25 protein-coding genes and 1 pseudogene are annotated in these 25,028 nt (G+C 69.8%); 10 read left to right on the forward strand and 16 right to left on the reverse strand.

Annotated features, from left to right (window positions below):
* Positions 1–15 precede the first annotated feature (15 nt).
* From BS83_RS31600 to BS83_RS31615, 4 genes are all read right to left on the reverse strand, one after another.
* Positions 16–372 carry a PRC-barrel domain-containing protein gene (locus BS83_RS31600; RefSeq protein WP_037610249.1) on the reverse strand — a complete coding sequence of 119 codons (357 nt, stop codon included), beginning with the start codon at positions 370–372 and terminating at the stop codon, positions 16–18.
* A 53-nt stretch (positions 373–425) separates the two neighbouring features.
* Complete coding sequence (locus BS83_RS31605) at positions 426–1,406, reverse strand: magnesium transporter CorA family protein (protein ID WP_037606828.1); 981 nt, start codon at positions 1,404–1,406, stop codon at positions 426–428.
* Between the two features lie 82 nt (positions 1,407–1,488).
* The gene (locus tag BS83_RS31610) at positions 1,489–2,757 is read right to left on the reverse strand and encodes an ATP-binding protein (RefSeq protein ID WP_037606829.1); all 1,269 of its coding nucleotides are present in this window, start codon (positions 2,755–2,757) and stop codon (positions 1,489–1,491) included.
* 57 nt (positions 2,758–2,814) lie between these two features.
* Positions 2,815–3,297, reverse strand: a complete 483-nt coding sequence (locus tag BS83_RS31615; protein ID WP_037606830.1) for a DUF5994 family protein — start codon at positions 3,295–3,297, stop codon at positions 2,815–2,817.
* A gap of 286 nt (positions 3,298–3,583) precedes the next feature.
* On the opposite strand from BS83_RS31615, the gene BS83_RS31620 reads away from it, so the two are divergent.
* Positions 3,584–3,841, forward strand: coding sequence for a hypothetical protein (locus tag BS83_RS31620; protein ID WP_037606831.1), 258 nt, complete (start codon positions 3,584–3,586; stop codon positions 3,839–3,841).
* A 387-nt stretch (positions 3,842–4,228) separates the two neighbouring features.
* On the opposite strand, the gene BS83_RS31630 is transcribed toward BS83_RS31620, so the two are convergent.
* Positions 4,229–4,627 (reverse strand): hypothetical protein, encoded by a 399-nt coding sequence (locus BS83_RS31630; RefSeq protein WP_037606833.1) that lies wholly within the window; start codon positions 4,625–4,627, stop codon positions 4,229–4,231.
* 548 nt (positions 4,628–5,175) lie between these two features.
* Positions 5,176–6,513 carry a tyrosine-type recombinase/integrase gene (locus BS83_RS31635; RefSeq protein WP_232248543.1) on the reverse strand — a complete coding sequence of 446 codons (1,338 nt, stop codon included), beginning with the start codon at positions 6,511–6,513 and terminating at the stop codon, positions 5,176–5,178.
* A gap of 679 nt (positions 6,514–7,192) precedes the next feature.
* Here BS83_RS31635 and BS83_RS49025 point away from each other — a divergent pair.
* Positions 7,193–7,352: pseudogene (locus BS83_RS49025) on the forward strand (ISKra4 family transposase); the annotation flags it as partial.
* Positions 7,353–7,508: 156 nt separating this feature from the next.
* Here BS83_RS49025 and BS83_RS31645 read toward each other — a convergent pair.
* Positions 7,509–8,765 carry a HEAT repeat domain-containing protein gene (locus tag BS83_RS31645; protein ID WP_157597395.1) on the reverse strand — a complete coding sequence of 419 codons (1,257 nt, stop codon included), beginning with the start codon at positions 8,763–8,765 and terminating at the stop codon, positions 7,509–7,511.
* Between the two features lie 818 nt (positions 8,766–9,583).
* Between BS83_RS31645 and BS83_RS31650 the strand changes: the two genes are divergently transcribed.
* On the forward strand, positions 9,584–10,168 hold the full coding sequence (locus tag BS83_RS31650; RefSeq protein WP_051944402.1) for a suppressor of fused domain protein: 585 nt from the start codon (positions 9,584–9,586) through the stop codon (positions 10,166–10,168).
* 704 nt (positions 10,169–10,872) lie between these two features.
* The gene (locus BS83_RS45910; protein ID WP_037606835.1) at positions 10,873–11,166 is read left to right on the forward strand and encodes a hypothetical protein; all 294 of its coding nucleotides are present in this window, start codon (positions 10,873–10,875) and stop codon (positions 11,164–11,166) included.
* Between the two features lie 374 nt (positions 11,167–11,540).
* Here the strand turns inward: BS83_RS45910 and BS83_RS31660 are convergent, their stop codons facing one another.
* Both BS83_RS31660 and BS83_RS31665 read right to left on the reverse strand, forming a co-directional pair.
* Positions 11,541–12,698, reverse strand: a complete 1,158-nt coding sequence (locus tag BS83_RS31660; RefSeq protein WP_051944403.1) for a lactonase family protein — start codon at positions 12,696–12,698, stop codon at positions 11,541–11,543.
* Positions 12,699–13,193: 495 nt separating this feature from the next.
* A complete protein-coding gene (locus BS83_RS31665) occupies positions 13,194–13,808 on the reverse strand; it encodes a TetR/AcrR family transcriptional regulator (protein WP_232248544.1) in 615 nt (204 codons plus the stop codon).
* Between the two features lie 178 nt (positions 13,809–13,986).
* Here BS83_RS31665 and BS83_RS31670 point away from each other — a divergent pair, with 178 nt between their 5' ends.
* A complete protein-coding gene (locus tag BS83_RS31670; protein WP_232248546.1) occupies positions 13,987–14,949 on the forward strand; it encodes a carboxymuconolactone decarboxylase family protein in 963 nt (320 codons plus the stop codon).
* Entirely contained in the window at positions 14,946–15,386 is a 441-nt protein-coding gene (locus BS83_RS31675; RefSeq protein ID WP_051944404.1) for a nuclear transport factor 2 family protein, read from the forward strand. Before BS83_RS31670 ends, BS83_RS31675 begins: the two co-directional genes overlap by 4 nt.
* 85 nt (positions 15,387–15,471) lie before the next feature.
* Here the strand turns inward: BS83_RS31675 and BS83_RS31680 are convergent, their stop codons facing one another.
* The gene (locus BS83_RS31680; protein WP_037606837.1) at positions 15,472–16,104 is read right to left on the reverse strand and encodes a PadR family transcriptional regulator; all 633 of its coding nucleotides are present in this window, start codon (positions 16,102–16,104) and stop codon (positions 15,472–15,474) included.
* Positions 16,105–16,166: 62 nt separating this feature from the next.
* Between BS83_RS31680 and BS83_RS31685 the strand changes: the two genes are divergently transcribed.
* Together BS83_RS31685 and BS83_RS31690 are read left to right on the forward strand one after the other, a co-directional pair.
* Positions 16,167–17,018, forward strand: coding sequence for a class I SAM-dependent methyltransferase (locus tag BS83_RS31685; protein WP_037606838.1), 852 nt, complete (start codon positions 16,167–16,169; stop codon positions 17,016–17,018).
* 41 nt (positions 17,019–17,059) lie between these two features.
* Positions 17,060–17,410 carry a YciI family protein gene (locus BS83_RS31690; RefSeq protein WP_037606839.1) on the forward strand — a complete coding sequence of 117 codons (351 nt, stop codon included), beginning with the start codon at positions 17,060–17,062 and terminating at the stop codon, positions 17,408–17,410.
* Here BS83_RS31690 and BS83_RS31695 read toward each other — a convergent pair.
* From BS83_RS31695 to BS83_RS48440, 5 genes are all read right to left on the reverse strand, one after another.
* Complete coding sequence (locus tag BS83_RS31695) at positions 17,404–17,703, reverse strand: hypothetical protein (RefSeq protein WP_157597396.1); 300 nt, start codon at positions 17,701–17,703, stop codon at positions 17,404–17,406. The genes BS83_RS31690 and BS83_RS31695 overlap by 7 nt on opposite strands.
* A gap of 105 nt (positions 17,704–17,808) precedes the next feature.
* Positions 17,809–18,342 carry an SMI1/KNR4 family protein gene (locus BS83_RS31700; RefSeq protein WP_037606841.1) on the reverse strand — a complete coding sequence of 178 codons (534 nt, stop codon included), beginning with the start codon at positions 18,340–18,342 and terminating at the stop codon, positions 17,809–17,811.
* Complete coding sequence (locus tag BS83_RS31705; protein WP_037606843.1) at positions 18,339–18,875, reverse strand: hypothetical protein; 537 nt, start codon at positions 18,873–18,875, stop codon at positions 18,339–18,341. The genes BS83_RS31700 and BS83_RS31705 overlap by 4 nt, the downstream gene beginning before the upstream one ends.
* Positions 18,876–19,106: 231 nt before the next feature.
* Complete coding sequence (locus BS83_RS31710) at positions 19,107–21,293, reverse strand: protein kinase domain-containing protein (RefSeq protein WP_157597397.1); 2,187 nt, start codon at positions 21,291–21,293, stop codon at positions 19,107–19,109.
* A gap of 119 nt (positions 21,294–21,412) precedes the next feature.
* Complete coding sequence (locus BS83_RS48440) at positions 21,413–21,544, reverse strand: hypothetical protein (protein ID WP_269664877.1); 132 nt, start codon at positions 21,542–21,544, stop codon at positions 21,413–21,415.
* 46 nt (positions 21,545–21,590) lie between these two features.
* Here BS83_RS48440 and thpR point away from each other — a divergent pair, with 46 nt between their 5' ends.
* Together thpR and BS83_RS31720 are read left to right on the forward strand one after the other, a co-directional pair.
* Entirely contained in the window at positions 21,591–22,178 is a 588-nt protein-coding gene (gene thpR / locus BS83_RS31715) for an RNA 2',3'-cyclic phosphodiesterase (RefSeq protein ID WP_037606845.1), read from the forward strand.
* Between the two features lie 393 nt (positions 22,179–22,571).
* A complete protein-coding gene (locus tag BS83_RS31720) occupies positions 22,572–22,763 on the forward strand; it encodes a hypothetical protein (protein WP_232248548.1) in 192 nt (63 codons plus the stop codon).
* A 228-nt stretch (positions 22,764–22,991) separates the two neighbouring features.
* Here BS83_RS31720 and BS83_RS31725 read toward each other — a convergent pair whose 3' ends face one another.
* The gene (locus tag BS83_RS31725) at positions 22,992–24,896 is read right to left on the reverse strand and encodes a S9 family peptidase (RefSeq protein ID WP_232248551.1); all 1,905 of its coding nucleotides are present in this window, start codon (positions 24,894–24,896) and stop codon (positions 22,992–22,994) included.
* Positions 24,897–25,028: the final 132 nt, after the last annotated feature.

A 25,028-nucleotide genomic window follows, 5' to 3' on the forward strand; every position in this document is an offset into this window, starting at 1 on the left:
TGCGGGGCATGTCGGTCAGCGCCGTGCGAGTTGCCGCTCGCCCGCCGCGCCGGGCTGGTAGGACAGGCCGTAGTGCCGGAAGATCGCTTCCTCCTCCGTCGCGGGCAGGACGTCGTCCACCCCGATCGCCGGGCACCCCTTCACTTGCGACTTCGCGTAGTTGACCCGGACGTACCCGGGGCCGACGACCGCTCCGTCCAGGGGAACGAAGACGAGCCGGTGACGGGTGGGCAGGCCGACCTGCACCGTGGCCATGGCCGGCGCGTCGGTGGTGGTGTCCACATAGACCGCCTCCATCACGCCGATCTTGTGGCCGCCCGGGTCCACGACGTCCCGGGTGCGCCATTCACGGATGTCCGCAGCCTCGATCACCATGTGGCCCCCTTCCTCGGGATGTCCCCATTCAGCTTGCCCCCCGACTCCGGTCAGAGCCAGTCCTTGCGTTTGAAGGCGACGTACAGCAGCACCGAGAGGACGACGATGACGAGACTGGAGACGAGGAATCCCGACTCGTTCCCGAAGCCGGGGTAGGGCAGGTTCTGCCCGTAGAAGCCGGTGATCGCGGTCGGGACGGCGATGATCGCCGCCCAGCTGGTCACCTTCTTCATGATCATGTTCATGCGGTTGGCCTGGACCGAGAGGTTGGTCTCCACCAGGGAGGTGAGCATGTCCCGCAGCGACTCGGTCCACTCGGTGACGCGCAGGACGTGGTCGTAGACGTCGCGGTAGTACGGCATCAGCGGCTCCGGCACCACCCCCAGGTCCGGGCGCATCAACGAGTTGACGACCTCCCGCATGGGAAGCACCACCCGGCGCAGGCGGACCAGCGACTTGCGCAGCTCGTACGAGCGCCGCTGCACCTCCTGGATCTGCTTGCGTTCCTCGCCGAAGAGCAGGTCGTCGAGCTCTTCGATGCGGTCGTCGAAATGCTGTACGGCAGCGAAGTGCCCGTCCACCAGGTAGTCGAGCAGGCCGTACAGCAGCAGGCCCACGCCGGGCGCCGGGGAAGCGGCGGCGGGCGCCCGGTCCCAGCGGGCCACCACCTCGTCGATCGGCAGACCGGTGTCCTTGCGGACGGTGATCAGCGCGTTCGCGGTGATCAGTACGGCGATCTCACTGGTCACCAGGCTCACGCCGTCGGGCGCGACGGAGACCGCGTAGGCGCTGAGGAACTGGTGTGACCGGTAGCTGTCCAGTTTCGGGCGCTGTCCGGTGTGCACGGCGTCCTCGAGCGCGAGCTCGTGCAGCCCCAGCTCCTCGCCCACCGCCGCGAAGTCGGCCGGCTCCGGTCGACACAGGTCCAGCCACACGACGGCGTCCGGCTCCGCCAGGTACCGCGAGACGTCGCTCACCGGGAAGCCCTCGCGGGCGAGGACGCCGCTTCGGTAGAGCCGGGTACGGGCCATGCTCCGACCATAACCGCGACACTTCGGCAGGGCCGGACGCGGCCGACGCCTGCGGAGTGTCACCCCCCTGCGCCGCGAGTCCTCAGGTCCGGCCGTACCGGGTCGCGTCGTCGGCGAACTCCCGGGCCATCTCCTCGGTCACCGTCGCCCGGGTGCTGCCGATGGCGTCCAGGTAGTCCGCAGTGGTGGGACGTGCCCGTTCGCCGGTGTCGAGAGTGCGCTCGAAGACCGTCTGGGCGACCCCCCGGGCGACCTGCTTGATGTCGGCGGGAGTGAATCCGTCGCTGGCGTCCGCCAGGGCTTCCGTGTCGGCGTCCGTGCCCGTCTTGGCGATGTACCCGGTCCACAACGCGATGCGGGCCTCCCGGTCCGGCGGCCCGACCGGCAGGACGTAGTCGAAGCGGCCATGCCGCAGGAAAGCCGGGTCCAAGGCGGAGACCGCGTTGGTGGCGCACACCAGCAGCCTGCCGTCACGCTCACGGAAGCTCACGATCGACTTGAGGAGCTCGTTGACCACGCCGACCGACGCCGGGTCCGCGAGGTTGCGCGTACTGGCGACCTCTTCGACCTCGTCGATGAAGACCAGCACCCGGTCGAGCTCCGCGATCTGCCCGAAACGATGCCCGAGGCCCGTGGCGAGCCCACCCTCCAACGCCAGCCGTGAGGGAAAGAGCTCGACGAACGGCCACCCGAGCCGGCCGGCCACCGCTCGGGCGAACGTGCTCTTCCCCGTTCCGGGTGGCCCGAACAGCACCACCGCCCGGGGAGGTTCCACGCCGTGCTCGTCCGCGACCTCGGGATTGGCCAGCGGGAGCACCAGACGCCGTTCGATGAGCCGCTTCTCGTCGGTCATGCCTCTCAGCTGCCCCCAGAGACCGGCATCGGGCACCGATCCCCCCAGCGACGCCAGAACCGCTGAGCCCTGTGCGCTCACCACGGCGACCTTCTCGAAGTACGTCAGGCCCTGGTGGGGGGAGAAGCCCGAGTTGCCCAACGCCGTGGCACCGGTCGCCTCCGCCGAGAGAACGGCGGCGACGATCCTGGCTCCGGCCGCCTGGAGACGATGCTCCAGTGCCGAGACCAGCGCCGTGCCGAGGCCCAGGTTGCGCCAGGCCGGATGCAGGGCGACGCGCAGCACCCAGGCCCGGTCCCCGTCCACCCGGCCCACCGCCGCACCCACGAGATGTCCCTCGGCCACCGCGACCACGCTCGGATTCCCGGCCTGCAGCGCGGCCACGACCTCCGAGAGACGGAAGACAGCGGGCGGGTCCGCGCCGGCGTTCTCGCCGTCCAGCCGCACCACTGCCTCGAGATCGTCCGGCGTGGAGTCACGGACATGCCACACGGCCACAGCCGGATCTCGGGGATCGTAGTCCCCAGGCTTCCCTGTCGTCCGGCGGTCCACGGGTCACACCGCAGGTGCGATGCCGGTCTTGACGAAGATCTGCCGGGCCGAGTCCGAGGCGCCGGCCAGCACCGCCGCGGCCATGGCGGCCTGGGCGGCCGCAGGGTCCATGTCGGGCGGCACGACCAGGAGCACGAAGTGGTCGTGGGCGCCGCGGGTGAGGATCACCGTGTCGTCGCCGACCGGGAACCAGTCGATATGGACGACCCGGTCGTCGACGGTCATCCGTCCCGGCACCTCGTCCCACGCGACGGCGTCCAGGCCCACCCGTTCGATCGGTCCCACGGACTCCGTCACCGCCGTGATGAGTGCCGGAAGCTCCGCAGCCAGGTCGCGTGAGCGCGGCCACCAGGCCCCGTCGTGCGCCCCGAGCCGCGACGCGGTCGTCTCCAGCCGCAGGACCACCGCACCGGGCGCCCGCGGCCAGTCGTTCCCGTCCGGCAGCAGCCTTCCCGCTGACGGCGTGATGGAAGGATCGACACTCATGGGACACCGCCTGTCCGCAACGGACCACCCCGCCCGACGGCTGACGTCGCTCCGCCAGGCAGAGGCCGACGCGCCGAGCCGCTTCCGGGGCCGATTCCACGCTACTCCGGTGGGGCCGGAGTAGCGTGAAGGCCGTCGGGCGCGCCAAGCCCTGCCCCTGGCTGCCGTGGCTCCCGGCGGTCGCAGGGTCGACGATCCACGGTGGGGCGGACCCCGGAAGCCCGGCCGGCGGTCGGCCACCGACCGGCCCACACCATGTCACCTGTCCCTGGGGAGTGGAGGACCTGTGCAGGACGAGCCGTTGCCGCCGCTCGGGCACGCCGACGTCCGCGTCATCGCAGCCACGCCAGACGCCGCGCGCCAGGTCGCGCTTGTGCTGCGCAGCACGTTCGTGAGCACCGAACAGCGCAGCTATCCGGCGGGGCCGGACGGGACCGGTACGAGACTGCACCTCACAGTGGACACCACACGCGCCCCCGAAGCGCCCGGTCCGCTCCCCGACCGTTCGTCCGGCGGCGACCACCCACACCCGGGCGAGGTCTGATCCCGGAGCGAACTGTCCCCGTGCCATGCTGATGATCAGGGACCTGGGGCCGGTCCTCTCCGGCCCGGCGCGGAGTGGGCTGAAAGCACCGAGGGTCTTCCGAACACCGGCTGCGGTGCCCCTGCCGTTCTCGGCGAACGCCGACACCGGGCCTGCCCGAGGCAAGGTCTCAGCTCTGGTCATCGGTCTCTCTGGGAGCCCGCGCCAGGGCGGTACGGCAGCGCAGACACAGCTGACTGACTTCGATGTCTTCGCAGTCAGCATCGGTCATCGGGCGCACCTCTGCGATAGATGACAACAGTCTGTGGCAGAGGGCGGCGCCGTTGGCGTCGGGGACGATGTGCCACAGTACGGCGGTCGCGACTCCGTACTCGGCCCTCAGCGTGGTCATGGCCGTTGACCTGCTTCCCCTCTTTCTTGGCGCACTCCGGCGTGGACGGAGCGGATGAGTCGCTGCTGGGGTTCGCTCAGTCCGCACAGGCCGGTCATGGTGTCACCGGGGATGTCATGGGTGCCGCAGATGGCCAGGGCGCCGTGGATCGGCGGATCGGGGCTGCCGAAGGCGGCCATGAGCGCCTGGCCGACCGGGTTGGGTTGCCGGCCGGAGGCACGGAGGCCGTCCTCTGTGTAGCCGCACAGCCCTTGGGCTCTGCCCTGGGCGCGCAGGATGGTGAAGGCGATGGTGCTCGCCTGCGCGGCGTTGGGGTCGTTGAGCATCGCGCGGGTGTCGCCGTCACGGAAATGGAGCCGTCCGTCGGGATCGATGAGGGCATAGATACCAGGCATGGCGAACTGTCCTCCTGTTCCAGGAGGTTTGGGCGCCAGTTCCAGGCGCGGCGACGTGCCCTCCCGTTCGCTGACCTCGACGTCGGTGTCGTCGGCTTTGGTCCAGGGCAGCTCGGCCTCGACGAGGGAGGCGTATCCGGTCTCGTGCGTCTCGGTCGCGGTCGGCCAGACTCAGCGGAGATCTGGGTCCAGGATCCACTCGAAGAGGTCGTCGAACTCGGCAGCGATCGGCTGGCCTCAGCCTACCCCTCAAGTCCACGACAGCCACGCCGGACGCCAGGTGATCAACCTGGCGGCATGTGCACGGACAAGGCCACGTAACGGTCAGTAGCACTCGCCGCCTTCAACAGCACCGGCCAAGAGGCAGCCTCGTCTCAGCTTCCGAGACACCATCGTCGCGGACACGCCCGCCGCCCCTGGGGACCAATTGGGGACCACACACTCCGCACGCCCGCGCACGATCTACCCAAACCCAACCCTGACACCCGTGATCGACGTGCACAACCTGGACAACGAGGTGTTTTGTGAGGCTCTCGCTGGACTGGGGGTCAAGGGGTCGCAGGTTCAAATCCTGTCGTCCCGACCAGCGTTTTCGCAGGTCGGAGGCCGTTTCCACCGAGAGGCGGGGACGGCCTTTTCGTTGTGTGCGTACCTGGTGGTCGCAGTGTGGTCGCGGCCCGCGGCGGCCACGTTGACCGACTCTCGCAATTCGCCTGGCCTGGAATCGGTTTGAGCTCGATCAGCTGGTTCCGGCACCCGGCCGCGTGATCGTCCTGTGGTCGCAACACCGCTCGGAGCACCACAGCAGGCGCCAGGATGGCGCGGTCGGCGCGGTCCAGCGTGTCGTCGATGGTGTCGACGGCCTGGCGGGCGGCCTGGGCGGTGAGGTGGGCGTAGATGTTCGCGGTCGTCGAGAGCGTGGCGTGGCGCAGGGTCTTGGAGACCACGGTGAGCGGCACGCCGTTGGTGATGGAGATCGTGGCGGCGAGGTGCCGCAGGTCGTGGATGGCGCAGCGGGGCACGTCGGCCTTGTCGCAGAGCCAGTAGAAGCGCCGCAGTACGTAGGCCGGGTGAAGCGGCCGACCGTCGGCGCGACTGAAGACAAATCCTCCGTGGTCCTCTCCCCCGTTGCCGACCAAGTCGCACAGGGAGGCGCGGTCTTCGAGGGCGCGGGCGACGCGGTCGGAGAGCGCAACCCAGGTCTTACTGCTGCGAGTCTTCGGACTGGTGAGGACCAGTCGGTTGTTGTCCACCGCCGAAAGGGTGCAGCGGACGAAGAGGATTTGCTCCCTCAAGTGGACATCTTCCCAGTGCAGTCCGAGTGCTTCGCCCTTGCGCAGGCCGGTCCCGATGATGACTTCGACGAGGTCGGCGAAGAGCGGGTCGAGCATGTGGCAGCAGCGCAGGAACCGGGCCGCCTCGTCCGGGGTCCAGATGCGGCGTTCCGCGGCGGCCGGCCTGGGGATGACGGTGGGGCGGGCAGGGTTGCGGGCGAGACGGTGGTGGCGGACGGCGTCGCCGAGCGCGCTAGAGAGGGTGGCCAGGATCTGGTGGACGGTGACCTTCCCGCGTCCGCGTTCGAGCTGGGTGTGGACGTAGCCAGCCAGGTGGGCGTAGCCGAGGTCGTCATGGAGCACGTCGCCCAACGCGGGGATGAGGTCGTTCCTGATGTAGTCGCGGTAGCGCGCCAAGGTCGTCGGCTTGAGCCGGAGCTGCTTGGCTTCCAGCCAGGCGGTGAGATAGTCGGCGAGCGTCTGGTTGGGGTCGGCGTTGAAGCCGACGGCCGTCCCCTCCAGCAGCCGGCGCAGGGCGGCACGGGCGGCCGGCTCGGTGGGGAAGCCGCCTCGACGGACCGTGGTGCGGCGGTCGGTTCCGGGCAGGTCCACGGCGAAGGTCCAGGTGCCGTGGCGCGGGTCCGAGAGAAGCGTCGGGCAGCGGGCGCCGAGCTGGCGGTGCTGGGGATCCCGGCATCCACAGCGACGGTAGACACGTCCACGACCTGCGATCGCACGCATGGTGATCGCCTCCCAAGCAGCGCTGACGGAGGGACTCCATTCTCGATCCCCTGATCCCGGGTGCGACCACCGAGCGACCACTCTGCCGCTCGCAGGCCAGCTGGCCTGCGCCGATCAGCTATCGAGGCGTTCCTTCACGGCGTTCGGGACCAGGCCCGAGCCACCGCAAGACCCGGATAGGTGCCGCGTGCAACGTGCGTCCCCTACCCGGCGGCTCAGCGGAGCGCAGACCAGTCGTTGAGAACTGCGGCCGTGTCGGCGAGAGCCGTGTCTACCAGTGTCGACAGATCACCGGAGTCAGCGCATGAGGAGAAGTAGACCGGCGCCAGCCCAACAGCGAGTCTGCCAGGTCGAGTGCGTCGGCCGGGATACGCATGTCGAGGCCGTAGTGCATCAAGGTGTTGCGGAACGGCTCCGGCGATGCGGCCCGCGTGGCCGCGGAGATGACCGCCCAGGCTGAGCGGGAACAGCTGACAATCTCCCGGCGCAAGGCCGTCGACGCCTGCCATCGCTATCTGACCGGCCACCTCGACCACTGCACGACAACACCGCGCTCAACAACGGGTGGCCCATCGCGACCGGCGCGGTCGAGGGCGCCTGCCGCCGCTTGATCGCCGACCGCCTCGACATCACCGGCGCCCGCTGGGGTCTGCACGGAGCGGAAGCCGTCCTCCGACTGCGCGCCTTCGTCTCCAACGGCCATCTGGACCACCTCTGGCGCTTCCGCGCCTCCCGTGAGCACGAACGCCTCTACCCCGCCCCCGACCAGCGGAAAGTACGCCCTGCCTGCTTGATCGCGACCGGCGCTCGAGACGAACGGAACCCGGCTCAGTGCGCAGCTGGCATGAACCAACCAGGCCGCCTCACTACACCCGACCATCGGGATTCGAGGCTGCTGCGATGTAGGCACGCAGGTCATCCGCGCTGGTCGGTACTGTCCAGTGCTCCAGGGCATGCCTGCCGGAGTTCGACCAAGTCTTGCCCTGGTCCGCGATGTAGCGCAGAACTTGCTGCTGCGCCGGGTTCAACTCCTCGAAGGCAACTCGCGGTTCGACAGGATCAGCCGGCCACGGCGACTCGTCCTCGGCGGAAGCGCCTGGGAACACGCGCGGGATCAGTGACGTCTCCGTGTAGTGCGTGTCCTCCGACCACTGGCTGCCGACACAGGTGGCCAGGCCGGTCAACACAGCACCGACCCCACGCGGCGTCGTGGCTTCGGAGGTGTCGGCCAGAGCCATCGTCGTCAGACCCAAGTAGGAACCGGATAGGAACGACATTGTCCTGGTCTTCTCCGGCGGGCAAGCGGCCGCGTGGAGAAGGACGTCGACCACGGCCGGCTCATCCATCCCGAACCTTGTCAACGCGAAAGCGGCGGCCCAACGCAGCTCGGCGACCGCGCTCTCCAGGTAGCCCTGGAGGAAGGACACGACGGCCGGATCACCCAGCAGCCCCAGGGCGACCAGCCCCGTCGCGGCCGCGCCGGGCACGACCTCATCGACTATGAACGCCTTCAACAGCGGGATCGTCACCGGAGCAGACTCCGGGAACCAGGCCAGGAGATTCGCTGTCTCTGCCCGCAGCTCCGGGCTGTCAGCCCGGAGGAGAACCGCGAGAGAGGGAAGTGCCTCCTTCACCGCATCGTAGGAACGCACCGCGGCCTCAGCCTGGCCGAGCAACTGCCGGCAAGACTCCTGACGCTGCTTGCGTATGTCGGCGTCAGGCGCCTCTGCGATCCACTGGGCCCACTCGTCGGCCTGGCTGCGCAGGTTCTCCCGGTCTGACACGTCCTCGCGTGGGTCGTAACCGCTCGGCAGGTGGTCGTCTTCAAGCCCGATCGCGATCGAGCACAGCAGCCCGACAATTTGGTCCCGGTGCGTCTGTCCTGCATCCAATGCCATGCGCACGAGGAACGGAATGGTGTGCACCGCAGCCTGATACCGCGTCCCCTGATGCACGATGTGGTTCGCGAGCTGAGCGATGGGCGGGTACCTGCCCTCCCAGTCTCCCGCCTGCATCGCTCGCAACTGATCGGGGACATCGACGGCAAGTCCATAGGCGTGCCAGAGTTCAGCCCACGGCACATCGTCCAGGCCCGCGAGGGACCCGTGATCCATTCCTGCCATGCCGTCCTCCTGCAGGGGTGTCGCCGGGCGTGGAGCCGACGCGTGGATGCTAGCGACTTCACCTGAAGAGCCGTCGCCTCACGCGCCCCATTCGAGCCAGGCAATGTCCTCGCACGCTTCCGCCTGCTCGAAGAACGAGGCCATCCCGCCCACCCGCCGCAACCGGCAGGAGCCATCCTCAGAACAGCCCGCTCAGCCGTCCCCCAGCACGCAACCCGGCTCCGGAACCATGGGCTCGTAGTTCGCGACCTGAGCCAAGTTACGAGCGCGAGCTTCGAAGTGCCGAGCGAGCGAGGTCGAGCGGCGCAGGCGATGGACATCACGGCCCTTCGCCGACAGGAGTACTGGACCGCGTAGGCATCGCCCGTCACCGCACTGGGTGCAGCTCCCATGCGGGGCAGTCGAACTCGGGCGGGCTGATGCCGCCGTGCCCACCGCAGGGTGCAGGGCGGGAGCTCGTGGCCGGTGGTGCCGGGCTCGTGGCCCCAGCCGGCGCAGTGCGCGCAGAGATCGTGTTCGGGCGGCGGGCAGGTGCAGCTGGTCATGCCAGACGAGCGGCCGACGGTCCGGTTGCAGAGTGCTCCACCTGCGTGGCATCACGCCATCCGGCACAACCCGCGGCCGGGGTGATCGTTGGGCCGGTCGTGATCAAACTTCCACTCCGCCGAGCTGCCCTCGCCGCCGCTGCCATCGCCCTGTGCAGCGGCGCCACCGCCTACACGCCCGGCGCAGCATCCTGCCGTTGACCCTGGGGAGTTCCGCGGAAGGCTGATGGGTCGGCGAAGAAACCCACCGCCACACCTGAGATCATCCAAGCCATGTTCAAAGCGAAGCGCAGACAACAGGCCATCGCGGGCGTCGAGTCACACGTGCGCGGCTTCTTTGCAGGTCACGACCAGGTTCAAGCCCACGACTACGACCTCGGGCCCGGGCGTCGAGAAGCCGTCCCTGGGCTGCGCATCATCGCGGCCAGCCCGGGCCCCCGCTGCAACGTCTGGACGTACGTCACTGCCGGCTGCTGGTCCGCGGTCGAGAAGCAAGGCCACGGAATTGAGTTCGTCCTGACCTCTCCGGCTGGCGACGTGAGCTTCGTCGACCTGCTCGCCAAGATCGCCTACTACCATGCAGCCCACCACCTCGATCTTGAACACAGTATGCCCATCGGTGAGCCGTGGATGCCTGGTTCGTCTTGCGACCATCTGCTCCTCAGCCTGCCCTACCTCCACGACCCGGACCTGGAGCACTGCCCGCTCCCGAACGGACACGCCCGCATCCTCTGGGCCCTTCCGGTGACGGCGGCTGAACTCGGGTATCGCCGTGAGCACGGCCATGAAGCGCTGGAGCGGCTCTTCGAGGAGCACGAGATCGAGCCCACGGATCCCTATCGCGCCTCCGTGGTGTGAGAGGACATTCTGAACCGGTATGCCCGATTCTGGCGCCGACTTCAGGATGAGGAGCTGTTCAGGCGATCGTGTGGTCCCTTTGGCGCCTGGGAAAGGGGCCAGAGCCATCGGTCGACGAACGCCAGCCAGGTGAAGGCTTCGCTGCCTTCGGTCGTCTGCTTAGATCACCGGCATGACGGACTGGCTCCATCTCCAGCATGCCTACGGCACGGCGGAAGACATCCCCGACCTCCTCGATCGAGCGGCCCGAGACCCAGGGGCCCCGGAATGGGATGATCTCTGGTCCCGACTGTGCCATCAGGGCACTGTCTACTCGGCGAGCTACGCGGCCGTGCCTGCGTTGACGCAGATGGCACGTCAGTGGTCGCCCGCAGACCGTCAAATGCCACTCGTCCTGGCCGGGCGCCATCGTCGCGAGCTCGGATCGTCCGCGTGGGGATGAAGATCCTTACGAGAGGCACGCGGGTGACGTCGCCGCGCTGCGGGAACTCGCCGAGGAGGCCCTGGGCGATCCCTCGCTGGCTGATGATGCCAACGCGTACGTTTATCTTCTCCAGGCCCTTCTTGGTTTCGAGGGCGTGGACGTGTGGGCTGAGCAACTCGATGGACTTAGAGGGCATCTGATGAGCTTTTAGGTCAATCTGCCCGTTTCTTGGGGCGGAGTGCGCCAGGTTTGGGTGGTTTCTCGGCCGGCAGGTGCGTGCGTGGCTCTGCCGCAGGAGATCACGGCGCGACCGCAGCAACGCGTCTGGGCGAACCAGCAGCCGCAGCCGACGCAGGAATTCCCGAGGCAGCGGCACCAGCAGAGCAGCGAGGAACGCGCGATCCTCCGGACCGAACTGCAACCTGTCCCCACCGAGCCGCCGCTCCAGGACTGCGATCTGATGACGCAGGATAAGGATCTCCACGTCCTTCTCCCGGTCACTCATCGGCAGCAACCGCACCGCGGCGAAGGCATGGGAGACAGCCAGATAGGCATGGCGCAGCAACACAGGTGATCATCTTGCCGCAACCCCTACCAGCCTTTGAGCTGCGCGGATGACATTCTCGGCAGGCGCACCCAGAGTCCGGCGACCAGTGCTCGCAGCGGGACGCCGGCTGCCGATTCGACTCGGGCAACCCCGAACACCGCTGATCCGGCAGAGCGCCGACACCCGGTCGACCCGACCGGAGCCCGTCACCGGCAGACCGTCCGTCGCTCCGGCAGGGAGCGAGCCCTGGGCTCCCTGACCGAAGCCAGTGCACGGTGGGCAGATCCCGCCCACCGTGCACACGCACCAGGAAGACCAGGAAAACCAGCGACTGTCGGCGTCCTCTCTTTGGCTGATCGCGGCTGGTCCCCCAGGATCCGGCGGCGACCAGGCCCCAGGGATCAGGAGGCAGCGATACCCTCGCTGCCCGCGCCGCCGGGGATGGCCGCGGTGCCGAACTGGGTCAGGGTGCCGTCGTGGTTGACGGTGAACTCGTCGATGATGCCGTTGACTCCGGTCTGGACGTAGAGGAAGCGTCCGTTGGACGACGCCGCCGCGTCGATGGTGCCCGGATCCGTGCCGGTGTTGCCAAGGGCGGCGAGGTGGCGACCGCCGTCGGAAGCACGGAAGCCGCTGATGGTGGCACTGCCTGCGTTGGACGTGTAGAGCAGGTCACCGATCGCCACCACCCAGCATGTAGCCGCCTGGCCGGTGGCGGCGAAGGCCACCTGCCGCGCCGACCCGTCGCGGTGGATGTCGAAGGTCGCCAGCGCGTTGGGGCCGGCCTCGGTCAGGAAGATCCCGCGGCGGTCGTTGGGGACGAACCCGAAAGGGACCGCGCCGGGCAGGTTGGTGACCACCGGGGAGTCGGACGGAGCGCCCCGGTGGTCGATCGCGAACACGTCGAGGTTGTTGCCGTTGGCCTTGGTCGTCACCACCAGCTGCGAGCCACCGCGGACGAAGCCGACCTGGCCGGGGGTGTTGGTGAACTGCGGGGTGGCATTCGGGTCGAGCCCGAGGCAGCGGTACCAGTCGTCCTTCTTCTCCAGGTGGTCGCCGTCCAGCTCGTATCCCTGGATGGAGCCGCCGTCCAGGGCGTTGAGCACATAGACGACGTGATCGTGAACGGCGACGCTCACCGGGAAACGGCCACCGGAGCCGACGACCTGGCGCAGCCTCAGTCGGTCACCGTCGACCCTGAAGACCGAGACGGTGTTGCTGCCGGCATTCACTGCGAAGAGAAGGCCGTGTTCCGCGTCGTAGGTCAGCGAGCCCTGCGAGGCCAGGTGGTCGGCGACCGAACCCGTCAGCTGACCGCCCCGTCCACCGGTGTCGTAGGTGCCGGCCTGGGTGAGCCGCCCTTGCCGGTCGCGGTGGTAGGCGATGATCTGATTGCCCGACAGGTCATTGGTCTGGGCGAAGACCGCGTGCCCGGCGTCGGCGTTGCGCGTTGCCGCGCCGACGGCGGCGGGAGCGCTGGGGGCGGACAGGGCAACGATGGCAGCCGCGGCCGCAGCCGTTGCGATGGTCGTACCGAGGCGTCGAGGGACAACGGGCATGCTGAGGGCCTCCGTGGCGTGTTGAGGTGGAGGGTCCTCGTGGACGCATGTTCCCGGTTGGTATGGCGTCATGGCGCGAGGACCTGGACTGTTGCGATCGCGGATGATCCGGTGGCGCCACCGGCTCCGGCTTGGCATGTCGGCGTACGATCAGTGACGATACGTCACAAAATGCCAATATTCGGACAGCGACCCGACAATGCGCCCCCACGGGTCGCTGCCCGCGTGACCGCGACGGAGGTGCGGGGTGTCCGATTCGGGGATTCCTGCGGTGGCGGCCGATGTCGGCCACCGTACGGCGCGGTCGCAGGGGCTGCCGCGAAGCCGTTGCGGCGCTGCTCCCGGATCCTTGCTGGCGATACAACGCAATGGCGAGGTTTCTTGATCACATCCGTTGCTGCGTTGTCCGCTTCGTACAGACGGGCGCGACCCGCGACCTGTAGGCGTCGGCTCGGGTGACGTGCCGTCATCCCGAGAGGGACGATCACACTGGCACTACGAGCCCGATGCCGAGCCGGCGTCCCGCGCCGCGGCGAGGGCTGCGGCGGCGGCATGGTCGGCGGTGTGCCGGTCGACGGATTCGCCGGTGATCAGGACTCGGAAGTAGACCGGTGCTGCCAGGTTCTTGATGAGTTCGGCTGCGTCCGTGTCCGGCGGCAGCTCGCCGCGGGCGACAGCGCGGTCGACGACAGGGCGGGCCCGCTCGATGCGGTCATGGAAGATACGGCGGCGGCTTTCTGCCAGCTCGGGGACGCGAACGGCAGCGTCGGACACCATGATCGCGAGCACCGCGCGGCCGATGGGGCTGCTGATCCAGGCGACCAGGCCGCGGGCCAGCAGTCGCAGATCCTCCGCGACGGAACCGGTGTCAGGGATGGGGATGTCGGCGGCGATGTGCTCAGTGAGTGCGTCGACGATCAGCGCGTCCAGGTCGGCCCAGCGCCGGTAGACGGTCGTCTTGTGCACGCCCGCTCGCTGCGCGATCTGGTCCACCGTCAGTGTGGTGTAGCCGCGCTCCACCAGTTCGTCGATCGTGGCGGCGAGGACAGCCGTCCGCACCTTGGCGCCGCGGCCGATCGTTGCTCGGCGCGCCGAGGCGGGTTGCTGCATCGCAACTCCTAGTTGCATTGAGGGCGGGGGCGTGGCACGCTCAAATTATCGCAACTGCGAGTCGCAATGTGGCTTCCAGCCGCAGGAAACGGGGACTTCCATGCCTGCGCCCTATCGTTTCGCCCCCGCGGTCCCGAAGTCCTTGGCAACAGGACAGGTCGCCGAGGTGTATGCCCGGATGCGCGCGGAGTTCCTGCTCGCCGACGGCCCCCTGATGAGTCTGTCGCCCGCCCCAGAACTCCTGACTGCCACCTGGGCACTGCTGCGCGAGGCCGAGCTCGCCGGGCGGGCCTCGCGCGCCGCCAAGGAGGCTGCCGCCGGGGCGGTCGCGCGCGCCAATCGGTGCCCGTTCTGCGTTGAGGCACATGCCCTGCTCGTCCACGGAGCCGGGGAGCACGACCTCGCCGAGGCCACGCGGAGCGGGGCAGTGCCGTCGGACGGCACGGGTGCGGCAGTCGTCGCCTGGGCGGGGGCCACCCGGACGCCCGGCGACCCGGCCCTGGCCGCTCCGCCCTTCCCGGCCGAGCACGCGGCCGAGTTCCTCGGCACTGTCCTGGTCAGCCACTTCGTCAACCGGATGGTCACCTCGCTGCTGGACGAGGACGCGTTGATTCCACAGCCGCTGCGCAGCTCGGGTCTGCTGCGTCGCCTCGCCGGCCTGACCGTCCGACGCACCGCGCGCCGGCCCCTGCAGCCGGGCCCCGGTCTGAAGCTGCTCGCCGGCCTGCCGACGTCCGTGCCACCCGCCTGGGCAGGCGGCTCCCCCGTCGGCGTGGCGTATGCAACGCTGCGCGCTGTCGCGGCAGGTGGTGCCGCACTGCTCGGGCCGGAGGCGCAAGCACGCGTCGGCGCGACCGTCGCGGCCTGGGACGGAGCCCATGCGCCCCTTGGCGCGGGCTGGCTGGACACGCCGTTGGCCGGCCTGCCGGCCGCGGACCGCCCCGCCGCACGGCTCGCGCTGCTCGCCGCGCTCGCCCCCTACCGACTGACCGAGGCGGACGTGGCGTCCTGGCGCGCGAGCGCGCAGGAGCAGGGCACGGACGCGAACCTGGTCCGGGTGCTCGCCTTCGGCGCGATCACGGCCGTCGAGCGCATCGAGAGCTGGATCGCACCGGTCACCGCAGAGAGGACCCCGGCATGAACCCGGCACCCATCTCTCCCGCGCAGGACCTCCGTGGCTACCTGCACACCTACCTCACCGGGGCGGTCTTCGGCGACGAACCGCCCGACGTCCTGTTCGACCGCTTCCACACTCCGGACTTCGAGCAACTGCACGACGGGGCGCTACTCGATCGCGACAAGCTGGTCGCGCACACCCGTCCGGCCCGCAGGAACGTGACGGCCTTGCACCTGAACGTCCACGACGCCCTCGTCGACGGCGACCGCGTCGCCGCCCACTACACGCTACGCACCACCATGCGCCGCGGCCCCGAACTTGTCTCCGAGGTATGGCTGTTCGGCAACCTCGCGCCCGACGGGCGACTCCACCGAATCGTCTCGACGAGCCGCACCGACCCCGTTCGAACCTCCGCCGCAGACCAAGCGGCGACCGACCGCGCCACCCCCTCCCCCGACTGACCGCCGCACGCCACCAGCCGCCGAACAGGATGACAGCTTCGCGGGCTCGCGCGCGGCACGTGGGCATCACCGGTCGCGCGCCGGGTCAGTCCGGGTTCCAGTCGGCTCGGCGGACCGTTTCGGCGAACTGCTCGGCGTCGACGGTTGCGTCGCGGAGTTCCTCGGGCCACTGTGCGACGACGTCGGCGGCCCAGCCGGCCCATTCGGCGACGAGCCGGTAGTAGTCGGTGAGGAAGCGTCCGACGAGGAGGAGTTGGGCAGCGCGCTCGGGGAAGGGCCCGGCGCCCGACTGGTAGTCGCGGGCCGCTGCGAGGTTGCCCTGGTTGCGTTCGACGGCCCAGGCACGTGCCGCGCGCAGGGTGGCCAGGGTGGCGGCCGGCGAGGCGGATTCGGCGAAGAACACCTGCAGCAGCTGTTCGCACTCCAGCACCGGGCCCTCGCCCGGCTCGTGCAACCAGGCCACGAGCCTTTCCCGGCCCTCCTCGGTGATGGCGTAGACCGTCCTCGGCCGGCGACCCACCAGCTGCCGCTCGGCCCGTGCCAGCCCGAGACGGACGAGCTTCTTGGGCTCTTCGTAGATCTTGCTCCTCGCCCGGGGCCAAATCCGTCCCAGGCTGCGATCCATCTGTTGCGCGAGCTCGTAGGTGCTCCACGCGCGCACCGAGAGCAGACCGAGGATCGCGTAGGACGTGGTGGTGAGTGCCGGGTCGCTTGACATCGCCGCCTCCGAGGCGTAATCCAGACTTTAGTCCCAAAGGGAGTATAAGGGAGATGGTCGTAATGACCGGGACGCTCCAGATCGACCCATCCAACGCGGATCAAGCCCGCGCCTGGGACGGCCAGGAGGGTGACTACTGGGCGCAGGAGGCCGACCAGTTCGACCGCGCCCTGCGCGGATACCAGGCCCGCTTCCTCGACGCCGCCGCGATCGTCCCCACAGACCAGGTCCTGGACATCGGCTGCGGTACAGGTGAAACCACCCGTGACGCAGCACGGCGCGCCACTGCCGGCCACGCCCTGGGCCTGGACCTGTCCGGCGAGATGCTCCGCGTCGCGCGGCAGCGCGGAGCGGCAGAACAACTGCCCAACGTGACGTTCGAGCAGGCCGACGCCCAGGTGCGCCAGTTCCCCCGGGGCGAGTTCGACGTGGCGATCAGCCGGACCGGCACCATGTTCTTCGCCGACACGCTCACGGCTTTCCGCAACATCGCCCGATCCCTGCGCCCCGGCGGCCGACTCGTCCAGCTGGTCTGGCAGCCCCCACAGCGCAACGAATGGTTCACGGCCTTCACCACCGCGCTCGCCGCCGGCCGGGGCCTCCCCGTCCAGCCGCCGAATGCGCCCGGGCCGTTCGCTCTGGCCGACGCCGACCGCGTGAGCGGACTGCTCACCGACGCAGGCTTCCACGCGCCGCACATCGAGGAGCTCACCGCGCCGATGCACTTCGGCGCCGATCCCGACACCGCGCAGCGGTTCGTCACCGGCCTGCTCGGCTGGCTACTCAACGGCCTCGACCACGCCGGCCGGACCCGTGCCCTGGCCGATCTGCGCGCGAGCATCGAGGCCCATCGCACGCCCGAGGGCGTCCTGTACCCGTCAGCCACCCGGCTGATCATCACTGCCCGCGCCTGAGCTGGCCACACGCCGCCCGAGCGCACCGAACCCCCAGGGAGATGGCCACCATGGGCTACTTCGCCGTCACCCGCGAAGCGGGACCCGCCTGGACCGATGGCCAGGGCATCACCGCACAACCGCGGCTCGAGCAGCACGCCGCCTTCATGGACACCCTCGCCGGAACAGGCTTCGTCCTGTTCGCAGGTCCGCTGTCCGGCACCGAGAAGGGCCGCCTACGCGCGCTGCTGATCGTCGATGCGGACAACGAGACGGAGATCCGGCAACGACTCGCCGACGACCCCTGGGCCCTCAGCGGTCACCTCCGAACCGCCGGCATCGAGCCGTGGAACCTCTTCGTCGGCGCCGAGCGGATCAACACGCTGTCCGGACAAGCCCCGGCACGTCACTGAGGGCCGTCAGGTTCTGCCTTCGCCAAGACCTCGAAGCGTGCGGCATCCGGTAGGTACTCGATGCAGCCCAGGATGGCCAGGCGTCCGAAGGACACCTCGATGCTCGCCTCGACCACATGGTCGAATGCGTGACGAGCGTCGCTCGGTGAGCGGTCCGGAAGCTCGACCGTCACGTCGACGTACATGTTGACTTCGGTCCCGATGCCGAGCGTCTGCTCCGATACCGCGAGGCCGTCCGACACCGCTTCGTCGGTCCGGGCGTCACTCAGATCATCTTCGGCGTTCTCGTCCATCACATGGATCTGGAAGTAGTCCGCGAAGAGCCGCAGCTGCTCGTCTCCATCAGGTCCCTCGTGTCCTCTGTCGACTCTTGCCGGGCCACGCGTCGTGTGGTTTGTTCAGCTGTCCGCCGCGAGACGCCGCGAGGCATCGGGCCAGGGCACGGGTTCCTGCGCGTCCTCGGCCATCATGACCTCCTCCCACCAGCCCGTCCCGTCCAGCCAGGAGCTCAGCCACTGCGCCAGGGACGGCGAGTCGAGAAACCATGCGTCGGCCCAGTCCTCGGGGCCGGCGTTCGGCTCGAAGAGCAGAACCGGCGCAGCCGGATCGAGGCAGTCCACGGCGGCATACATGCCGCAGCCCCAGTCCAGGATCGGCAGGACGCCGCGCGGCCAGTACTCGGAGGCCGCAGTGCTGCGGGGCGGCCCGTACTCGGACACAGCCGTTCGTCCGGGTCCGATGAGCGGCAGCAGGGTGTACTCCGGGCCGAAGCCCCCGTTGGCCACTTGCCGGTACAGCAGGCTCAGCAGCGTGAATCCGAGTTCACGCTCGGCTGCCGCGATGTCCTTCTCGGTAACGCAGGCCGGCAGGACTTCCGCCTGTTGGAGCACGCGTTCACGGACGCGCAGTACGAGATCCGAAAGGTCGCTCATGCCCCCGGCTCCTGACGGCCGAGGTGTCGGTCGAGAATGTCCGCGGAACTCGGAGCAAGCCGGTAGATGCCCTGCAGGCTGAGCGCGCGCAGGAGCCGCCCGTCCTCGACATACTTGAGCTTCCGCTCGCCTCGGCGCGAGGTGAAGGTGAGTTGTTCCAGGCAGTCCCCTGGCAAAGGCGCGTCGAACCGGATAGCGGTCCCCGGCGAGCCGAGCACGACCTCGGAGATGCAGCCGCTCTTCAACGGGCGCCAGTGGGTCAGCGCGGGGTAGTCCTCGTCGGCCAGCTCCACGCCCGCCTGGTCGTAGTCGACGATCTGGCGAACCTCCATCGCGCAAACCGTGTGGAGCGCGGCCTGCCAGGCACGGACGGCGAACACGCGGTCACCAGGTACGACTCCCGCCCGCCGGAAGCTCGGGCGGGACTGGTGGGGGCCGCCGAACAGCACGGTCGGACGCTGTCCGGTGAAGCCGCCGCGTATCAACTCGCGACACAGGTCATTGGTCCACAGCACGGTGTAGGAGTTCGCCACGCACGAAACGTAGCGGCCACCACCGACACGGCCGCAGGCTGTCCGGTGAGGATGGTCCCAACCCCGCACAGAGCAGATCCGCATTTCTCGCCACCCGCACGGGTCGCGGGCGCCCGCGAGACGCTCTCGTCGTCGTTGAGTCCTGGTGGCTGCGGCCCGAGCCCACACCAAACCGAGGCACGCAGCCGCGCCACCCGCCGCTGTACCTGGGTAGGTGCTTGCGCGCGACCGTCAGGTCGGCGGGCGGAGGGCGACGATGGAGCTGCGGCCGGTGGTGGTCAGGATCAGGCCGCCGTCCAGGGAGAGCAGGGCGTCCGACCGGAGGTCCGGTCCTGATGGACTCTGGCGGGGGGTGCTGGACCACAGGAGGCGTCCGTCGGTGAGGGAGAGGCAGGTGATCCTCGCGAGCCGGTCGCGGAGGTAGACGCGGTCGCCGGAGACGAGGGTCGAGGCGACGTCGTCGTTCAGTGTCTGTGTCCAGCCGGGTCGGCCGGTGGCCAGACTCGCCACCGCGACGTGCCCGTCACCCCGCACCGCCACGAGGATGTCTGTGCCGAAGTAGGCGGTACCGTCCAGGGGACGGGACAGGGGGCGCGAGGTCGTGGCCCCGGTGGTGAGGTTGACGGTGGTGTAGGCCGTCACGCGGGACAGTTCCGGTCCGGACTCGGGGAGCACGAGGGCGCCGCCACTGGACGGGAGAGGGCTCGGCAGGTTCAGCGAGGCGTGGGCGGGTATGACACGCCGCCACTGGATCTTCCCGGTTCCGAGGTCGAAGCGGATCAGCGCGGTTCTGGACGAACGCTCGACGGCGACGTCCGGAGCGCCCTGCACGGCGTAGGTGAGCCCGCCCTGGGGATAGGGGCGGGACCACAGGATCCGGGCGGTGGGCCCGGTGGTGTCCAGTGCCAGGTAGTGGTCGCCCAGCAGCAGGACGGTGTGGCCGGCGTCCACGGCATCAGGGGTGGCGGTCATGTCGTTGCGCATGGAAAGGGCGGGGGAGCGCCACAGCACGGCGCCCGTGGTCGTGGACAGGCCGACCGCGGTGAGCTGACCTGGCAGGCCGGTGATGTTGGACAGGGCCAGGACGACCACCACGCGAGCGTCGGCACTGACCTCCGACGCGCCCCAGTGACCGCCTCCGGGAGCGGTGGCATGCCACAGGGCCTGGCCGGTCCTGGGGTCTACGGCCACCAAGCGCGTGTCCGCGACGCAGACCAGTACCGGCTCGGCCGACCGGCAGCCCACGCGAAGCGACGCGCTGGGGCCGTCGGCGGGCAGGTTCAGTGCGGACCAGCTCCGCTCCCAGACGGCCCAGCCGCGCGGTCGCGGTGCGTCCGCCGGCTCCGTGACCGTCGGGGGCGTCCGGGAGCTGTTCGCGACCGGACTCCCGGTGGATGAGGAGACGGTCGGCCCCGCGGAGGAGCGTGCCTGGCCGGTGCTCGAGTTCCACAGCAGTGAGCCGAGCACGGTCACGACCGCGAGGGCGACCGCGCCCAGGGACATCAGCAGGGCCGGGCGCCGCCGTTTCGGGACGGGCGAGGCTGCGGGGCCCGGCGCGGTGGCCGGGGCAGCCGTCGGGGACGGCACGGTCCCCAGGGCCGGCAGGGTCCGGGCGTCGGGTGAGCGGAGGAACTCCAGGACCTCGTCCGGACCCGGCCGGTCCTCCGGGTTTTTCTGCAGGCACCAGGTGATCAGCGCCCGGAGGTCGTCCGGGAGGTCACCGAGGGCCGGCTCCTTGAAGACGACGTTGAAGGCGGCGGCGTACATCTCCTCCGCGTCGAACGGCCCCCGGCCGATGGCGGCGTAGGTGAGTACGGAGCCGAGGGCGAAGAGGTCGGCGGCCGGGCCGGTGGCGGCGGGGTCCTGGATCTGCTCCGGCGCCATGAAGGGCGGGGTGCCGATGAGGCGTCCGGTCGTGGTGAGAGTGGAGCCGTCGTGGGACCGCGAGATCCCGAAGTCGATGACGCGCGGACCGTTCTCCGCCAGCAGCACGTTCGCGGGCTTGAGGTCCCGGTGCACGACACCGGCGCGGTGGATGTCGCGCAGCGCCTCGGCGAGGCCGTAGGCCAGTTGCCAGACCTCCGCGGCGGCCAGTGGACCGCGCTGTCTCACCCGTGCCGCGAGCGTCGGCGCGTCCACGAACTCCGTGGCCAGCCACGGGCGTTCCGCGTCGACGTCGGCGTCGAGAACCGACGCGGTGTAGGCGCCGCTGACCGCCCGGGCGGCGGTGACCTCCCGGGCGAAGCGGGTACGGAAGTCGGGGTCGGCGGCGTACTCGGCGCGGATCACCTTCACGGCCACCCGGCGCCCCGTGGGCGACAGCGCGAGATGGACCACGCCCATCCCACCCGCGCCCAGCTGCCGTTCCACCCGGAACGGACCTATCGCCGCCGCTTCTCCAAGATCTTCAGCACCCACGGGCCCACTGTAGGCCCTGGACGCCGCAGCGCGGCCCGACGATCACTGCATTGATCCGGCCGCGGATGATGTGCCGTCACCAACGGAGGTCAGTCATCTCGGAAAGCGGCGGTCGGGACCTACGGCCGCGGCGGCAGGGTCGTGAAGGCGGTGCACCCGGCCGACGTGCTCGGGCCGGGGTTGACCGTGCAGACGGTCTCGGCAGCGACATTGGAGGGGTTGAGCACGACGACGTGCAGGGTGTTGCCCATCACCGACGTCGAGACGGCGGTGAGGGCGGGATGCTAGAAAGCCCTGGTGACCGATCATGCCCAGCATTCCCCGACCGTGCGGCTGTTCGTTGCGCTGGCCCCACCGGACGATGCCAAGGACGAGCTGGCGGATGCCCTGCAGGACGCCTACGCGAAGTACTCCCACCTGCGGTGGAATCGGATCGAGGACTGGCACATCACGTTGGCGTTTCTCGGTGAGCTCCCGGTCACGGTCGTCCCGCTCCTAAGGCCCGCTCTCGCCCGGCTGGCGGCGGGTCGTTCGTCCCTGGGCCTGGACCTGAACGGCGGCGGCCACTTCGACGAGCGGCTGCTGTGGAGCGGGGTCGAGGGGGAGCTCGACCGACTGCACGACCTCGCAGATGACGTCCGGGACTCGGTGCGGGCCTGCGGCATCGCGTTCCAGGAGCGCCCGCTGCGCCCCCACCTGACGTTGGCCCGGGGACGGCGTGGTCAGCAGTCCGACATCCTGTCGGCGGCCGCGAGCCTCAGCGAATTCGCCGGCCGCACCTGGCAGGCCGAGCGCCTCCACCTGGTCGGCAGCAACATCGGCCGCGGCCCGGGAGTGATCCGCTACCGCGACATCGAGTCCTGGCGGCTCGCCGGCAGAACCTGACCGTCGGGGTGCGCCGTCCCCCACGGTCAGTCGTCCGGCCCCTCCGCCATCGCGGGCAGAGTCCTGCGGAGAGGCGGGCGGCGAAATCGGACTCCGCCGTCATCAAGTCGCTGCAGGTCGCTGAGGGGCCGAGGACCGGTGGCGCCTGGGGACTGCGCAGCCCGCGAACTGACACCAGATCCAAAAAATAGTGATGTGTGACTATTTTGGTTTGATTGAGGTTCTCTGAGAGTTTCATCATGGGGCGGTGTTTCGCGCAATTCGCGGCGCCATGTGCTGGATTGTCGTTGGTGTCCGGCCGAAAGGTGCCGGCGCTGAGGAAAGGCGATGCTCATGATGGGTGTGCGGTTCACGAGGGTTGTGGCGGCGGTCGCGCTTGCAGGCGGTGCGCTGGTGGCTTCGGTGGGGACGGCGTCGGCGGCGCCGAGCCACCACGAGCCGGGGCACCACCACCAGCGCTGCCAGGTGGTGCAGGGGCACTTCGAGCGGACCTGGCACCCGGCCACCCGCGACCGGCACGGCAAGCGGCACCCCGGCTACTGGACCCGCACCTGGGTCCCCACCCACCAGGTCTGCGAACGCTGACCCCGACCAGGCCGATTGACGGGCGGGCCCACCCGCCGTCCTAAGCCACGCATGCGCCGTAGGGCGGTTGGAGTCCCGTGCGGGACTCCAACCGCCCTACGGCGCGTGGACGGATCCGAGCCGCACGCGGACGGCGATCCGGCGCCGGACGGGAGTCGACGCTGCATCTCGGCCGTCGGATGCCGCCGAGCGACTTCCCGGGGTCGGACGGCCGCTCGCCTCCGCGCGCTACGCGGGGCCGAGCCAGCGATCGAACCATGCCCGGGTGCGGTGCAGCAGGTCGAGTCGGTGACCGCGCCCCAAGATTGCATGTCCTTCGCCCGGGTAGAGGGCGAGTTCGTGCTCGACCCCGAAACGGCGCAGGGCACGGTGCAGGAAGACGGCCTGGGCCACCGGGACGTTGGTGTCCTCCTCTCCGTGCAGGATGAGCACCGGGGTCTGGATGCGTGATGCGTAGGAGACGGGGCTGACCCGGTCGTGCGGGTGCGGGCCCGGACCCTCCCAGCCGTAGCTGCCGCTGAGGGCGGCCTCCCGGGTGGCGCCCTGGTCGCCCGCCGCTGTCTGCAGACCCCAGTCGGTGATCCCGGCGCCCACCACGGCCGCTTTGAACCGGTCCGTGTGGGCGACCGCCCAGGCGGCCATGAAACCGCCGTGGCTCCATCCGCCGATCCCCAGCCGGCCGGGGTCGGCGACTCCGCTCTCGACGAGCATGTCGATGCCATCGGTGATGTCGCTCCACTCGGCGCCGCCGACAGCGCCCGCGACTGCGGCGGCGAAGGCGTGCCCGCGGCCCTGGCTTCCCCTCGGGTTGGGCAGGAATACCGCGTAGCCCGCGAGCGCCAGCCACTGAGCGGGCGGCAGCTCGATGTGGAACTGGAACTCGTCGGCGAACCGCCCGTAGGGCCCGCCGTGCACCAGAGTGATCAAAGGGAGTGGGCCGTCCTGACGGCTCCTGCCGGGAGGCAGGAGCAGCAGCCCCTCCAGTTCCAGCCCGTCGGCAGCCCGGTAGGTCAGGCGCTCCTGGCTCCCCCAGCGCACCGTACGCAGCTCGGGTCGCGTGTCACTGACCTGGACCAGCGTGCCGCCGACCGTCCCGGCACGGACGTTCTTCGGCTCGTTGCCCGCGCCCGCGAGCACGGCGATGCTCGCTCCGTCATGGCTCGCGCTGAGCGCGTGGGCCATGCCCCGCCAGCCGCTCAGCCCGCGCAGGCCCGTCTCGTCGGGGATCAGCCGGTACAGGGCCGTGTCCAGCCCGTCCGCGACGAGCACCAACGGCGGGCCGTCGGCGACCTGGACGAGCTCCGTCGGGCACATGCCCATCCCGGCGGTCAGGTTGCGGTGCTCTCCCACCGGGCCGGCCTCCGGCACGGTGAGGTCGAAGACCGCCGTGCCACCCACCAGATCGGGCGGTGTGACGGCCAGATAGCTCACGTGCCATGCATCGCCGGACCGCCACCACCTCGGTGCGCAGGTGTCCGCACCGACCGGTCCCAGGTCCCGCACCTTGCCTGTGGCCACGTCGACCAGGTGCAGCTCGGGGGCGAGGGCGCCGGTGTCCTCGTCCGAATCGGCCCAGGTGAGCACGGCCAACGGGCCGCCGTCCGGCCGCTGCACCACTTCGGCGACATGCCGGTCTCCCAGCCCTGCCACCAGGCGCGTTTCGCCGCTGTCGAGATCGAGGAACCACAACCGCGCGGGGCGGCTGCGCCCGTCCCAGACGAACACGTCGCCCACATCGGTGCCGTCACCGGCTTCGTCGAAGGCGGTCAGGGCGAGAGTCCGGCCGTCGACGAGCGGCGCGAAGCCGGCGATACCCCCCTGCCGGACCGTCACGGCCTCGGCCGGGGCGTCATCAAGCCCCAGGCGGTGCACCTGACCAGCCGTGAGGACGTACAGGGATGCCGAGTCCGGGGCCCACCGGGGCGCGCCGACCCAGCTCGAACCGTCGGTCAACCGCCGGGCCGCGCGACCGTCGACGTCCGCCACCCACAGCGCGTTCACCACGCGCTCTCCGGCGTCCAGGCTCTTCACCACGTAGGCGACCGCGCGGCCGTCCGGCGAGATCGCGGGGTACATCGGCACCGCGCTGTCCACGACGGTCTCGGCCAGCTCCTGCATCGACAGTTCCGTCACTTGACGCCCCTCCGCAACTTCGTGTCCGCACATCCTGCCGCACGACGCAGAGGCTCGAACAAGATCCGCGGCAATGGCATCGGACATCCGGGGCGCATCTCGGAGGCCACGGCGCCGGCCGGCTCTCCGGCT

The sequence above is a fragment of the Streptacidiphilus rugosus AM-16 genome (genome assembly GCF_000744655.1).
GTDB lineage: Bacteria > Actinomycetota > Actinomycetes > Streptomycetales > Streptomycetaceae > Streptacidiphilus > Streptacidiphilus rugosus.

Bases quoted from the DNA above. Each gene is read 5' to 3' on its own strand.
- BS83_RS31605 (WP_037606828.1), bottom strand. From the start codon at position 1,406: ATGGCCCGTACCCGGCTCTACCGAAGCGGCGTCCTCGCCCGCGAGGGC.
- BS83_RS31615 (WP_037606830.1), bottom strand. From the start codon at position 3,297: ATGAGTGTCGATCCTTCCATCACGCCGTCAGCGGGAAGGCTGCTGCCG.
- BS83_RS31630 (WP_037606833.1), bottom strand. From the start codon at position 4,627: ATGCCTGGTATCTATGCCCTCATCGATCCCGACGGACGGCTCCATTTC.
- BS83_RS31645 (WP_157597395.1), bottom strand. From the start codon at position 8,765: ATGGCAGGAATGGATCACGGGTCCCTCGCGGGCCTGGACGATGTGCCG.
- BS83_RS31650 (WP_051944402.1), top strand. From the start codon at position 9,584: ATGTTCAAAGCGAAGCGCAGACAACAGGCCATCGCGGGCGTCGAGTCA.
- BS83_RS31660 (WP_051944403.1), bottom strand. From the start codon at position 12,698: ATGCCCGTTGTCCCTCGACGCCTCGGTACGACCATCGCAACGGCTGCG.
- BS83_RS31665 (WP_232248544.1), bottom strand. From the start codon at position 13,808: ATGCAGCAACCCGCCTCGGCGCGCCGAGCAACGATCGGCCGCGGCGCC.
- BS83_RS31670 (WP_232248546.1), top strand. From the start codon at position 13,987: ATGCGCGCGGAGTTCCTGCTCGCCGACGGCCCCCTGATGAGTCTGTCG.
- BS83_RS31675 (WP_051944404.1), top strand. From the start codon at position 14,946: ATGAACCCGGCACCCATCTCTCCCGCGCAGGACCTCCGTGGCTACCTG.
- BS83_RS31680 (WP_037606837.1), bottom strand. From the start codon at position 16,104: ATGTCAAGCGACCCGGCACTCACCACCACGTCCTACGCGATCCTCGGT.
- BS83_RS31685 (WP_037606838.1), top strand. From the start codon at position 16,167: ATGACCGGGACGCTCCAGATCGACCCATCCAACGCGGATCAAGCCCGC.
- BS83_RS31690 (WP_037606839.1), top strand. From the start codon at position 17,060: ATGGCCACCATGGGCTACTTCGCCGTCACCCGCGAAGCGGGACCCGCC.
- BS83_RS31695 (WP_157597396.1), bottom strand. From the start codon at position 17,703: ATGGACGAGAACGCCGAAGATGATCTGAGTGACGCCCGGACCGACGAA.
- BS83_RS31700 (WP_037606841.1), bottom strand. From the start codon at position 18,342: ATGAGCGACCTTTCGGATCTCGTACTGCGCGTCCGTGAACGCGTGCTC.
- BS83_RS48440 (WP_269664877.1), bottom strand. From the start codon at position 21,544: ATGGGCAACACCCTGCACGTCGTCGTGCTCAACCCCTCCAATGTCGCT.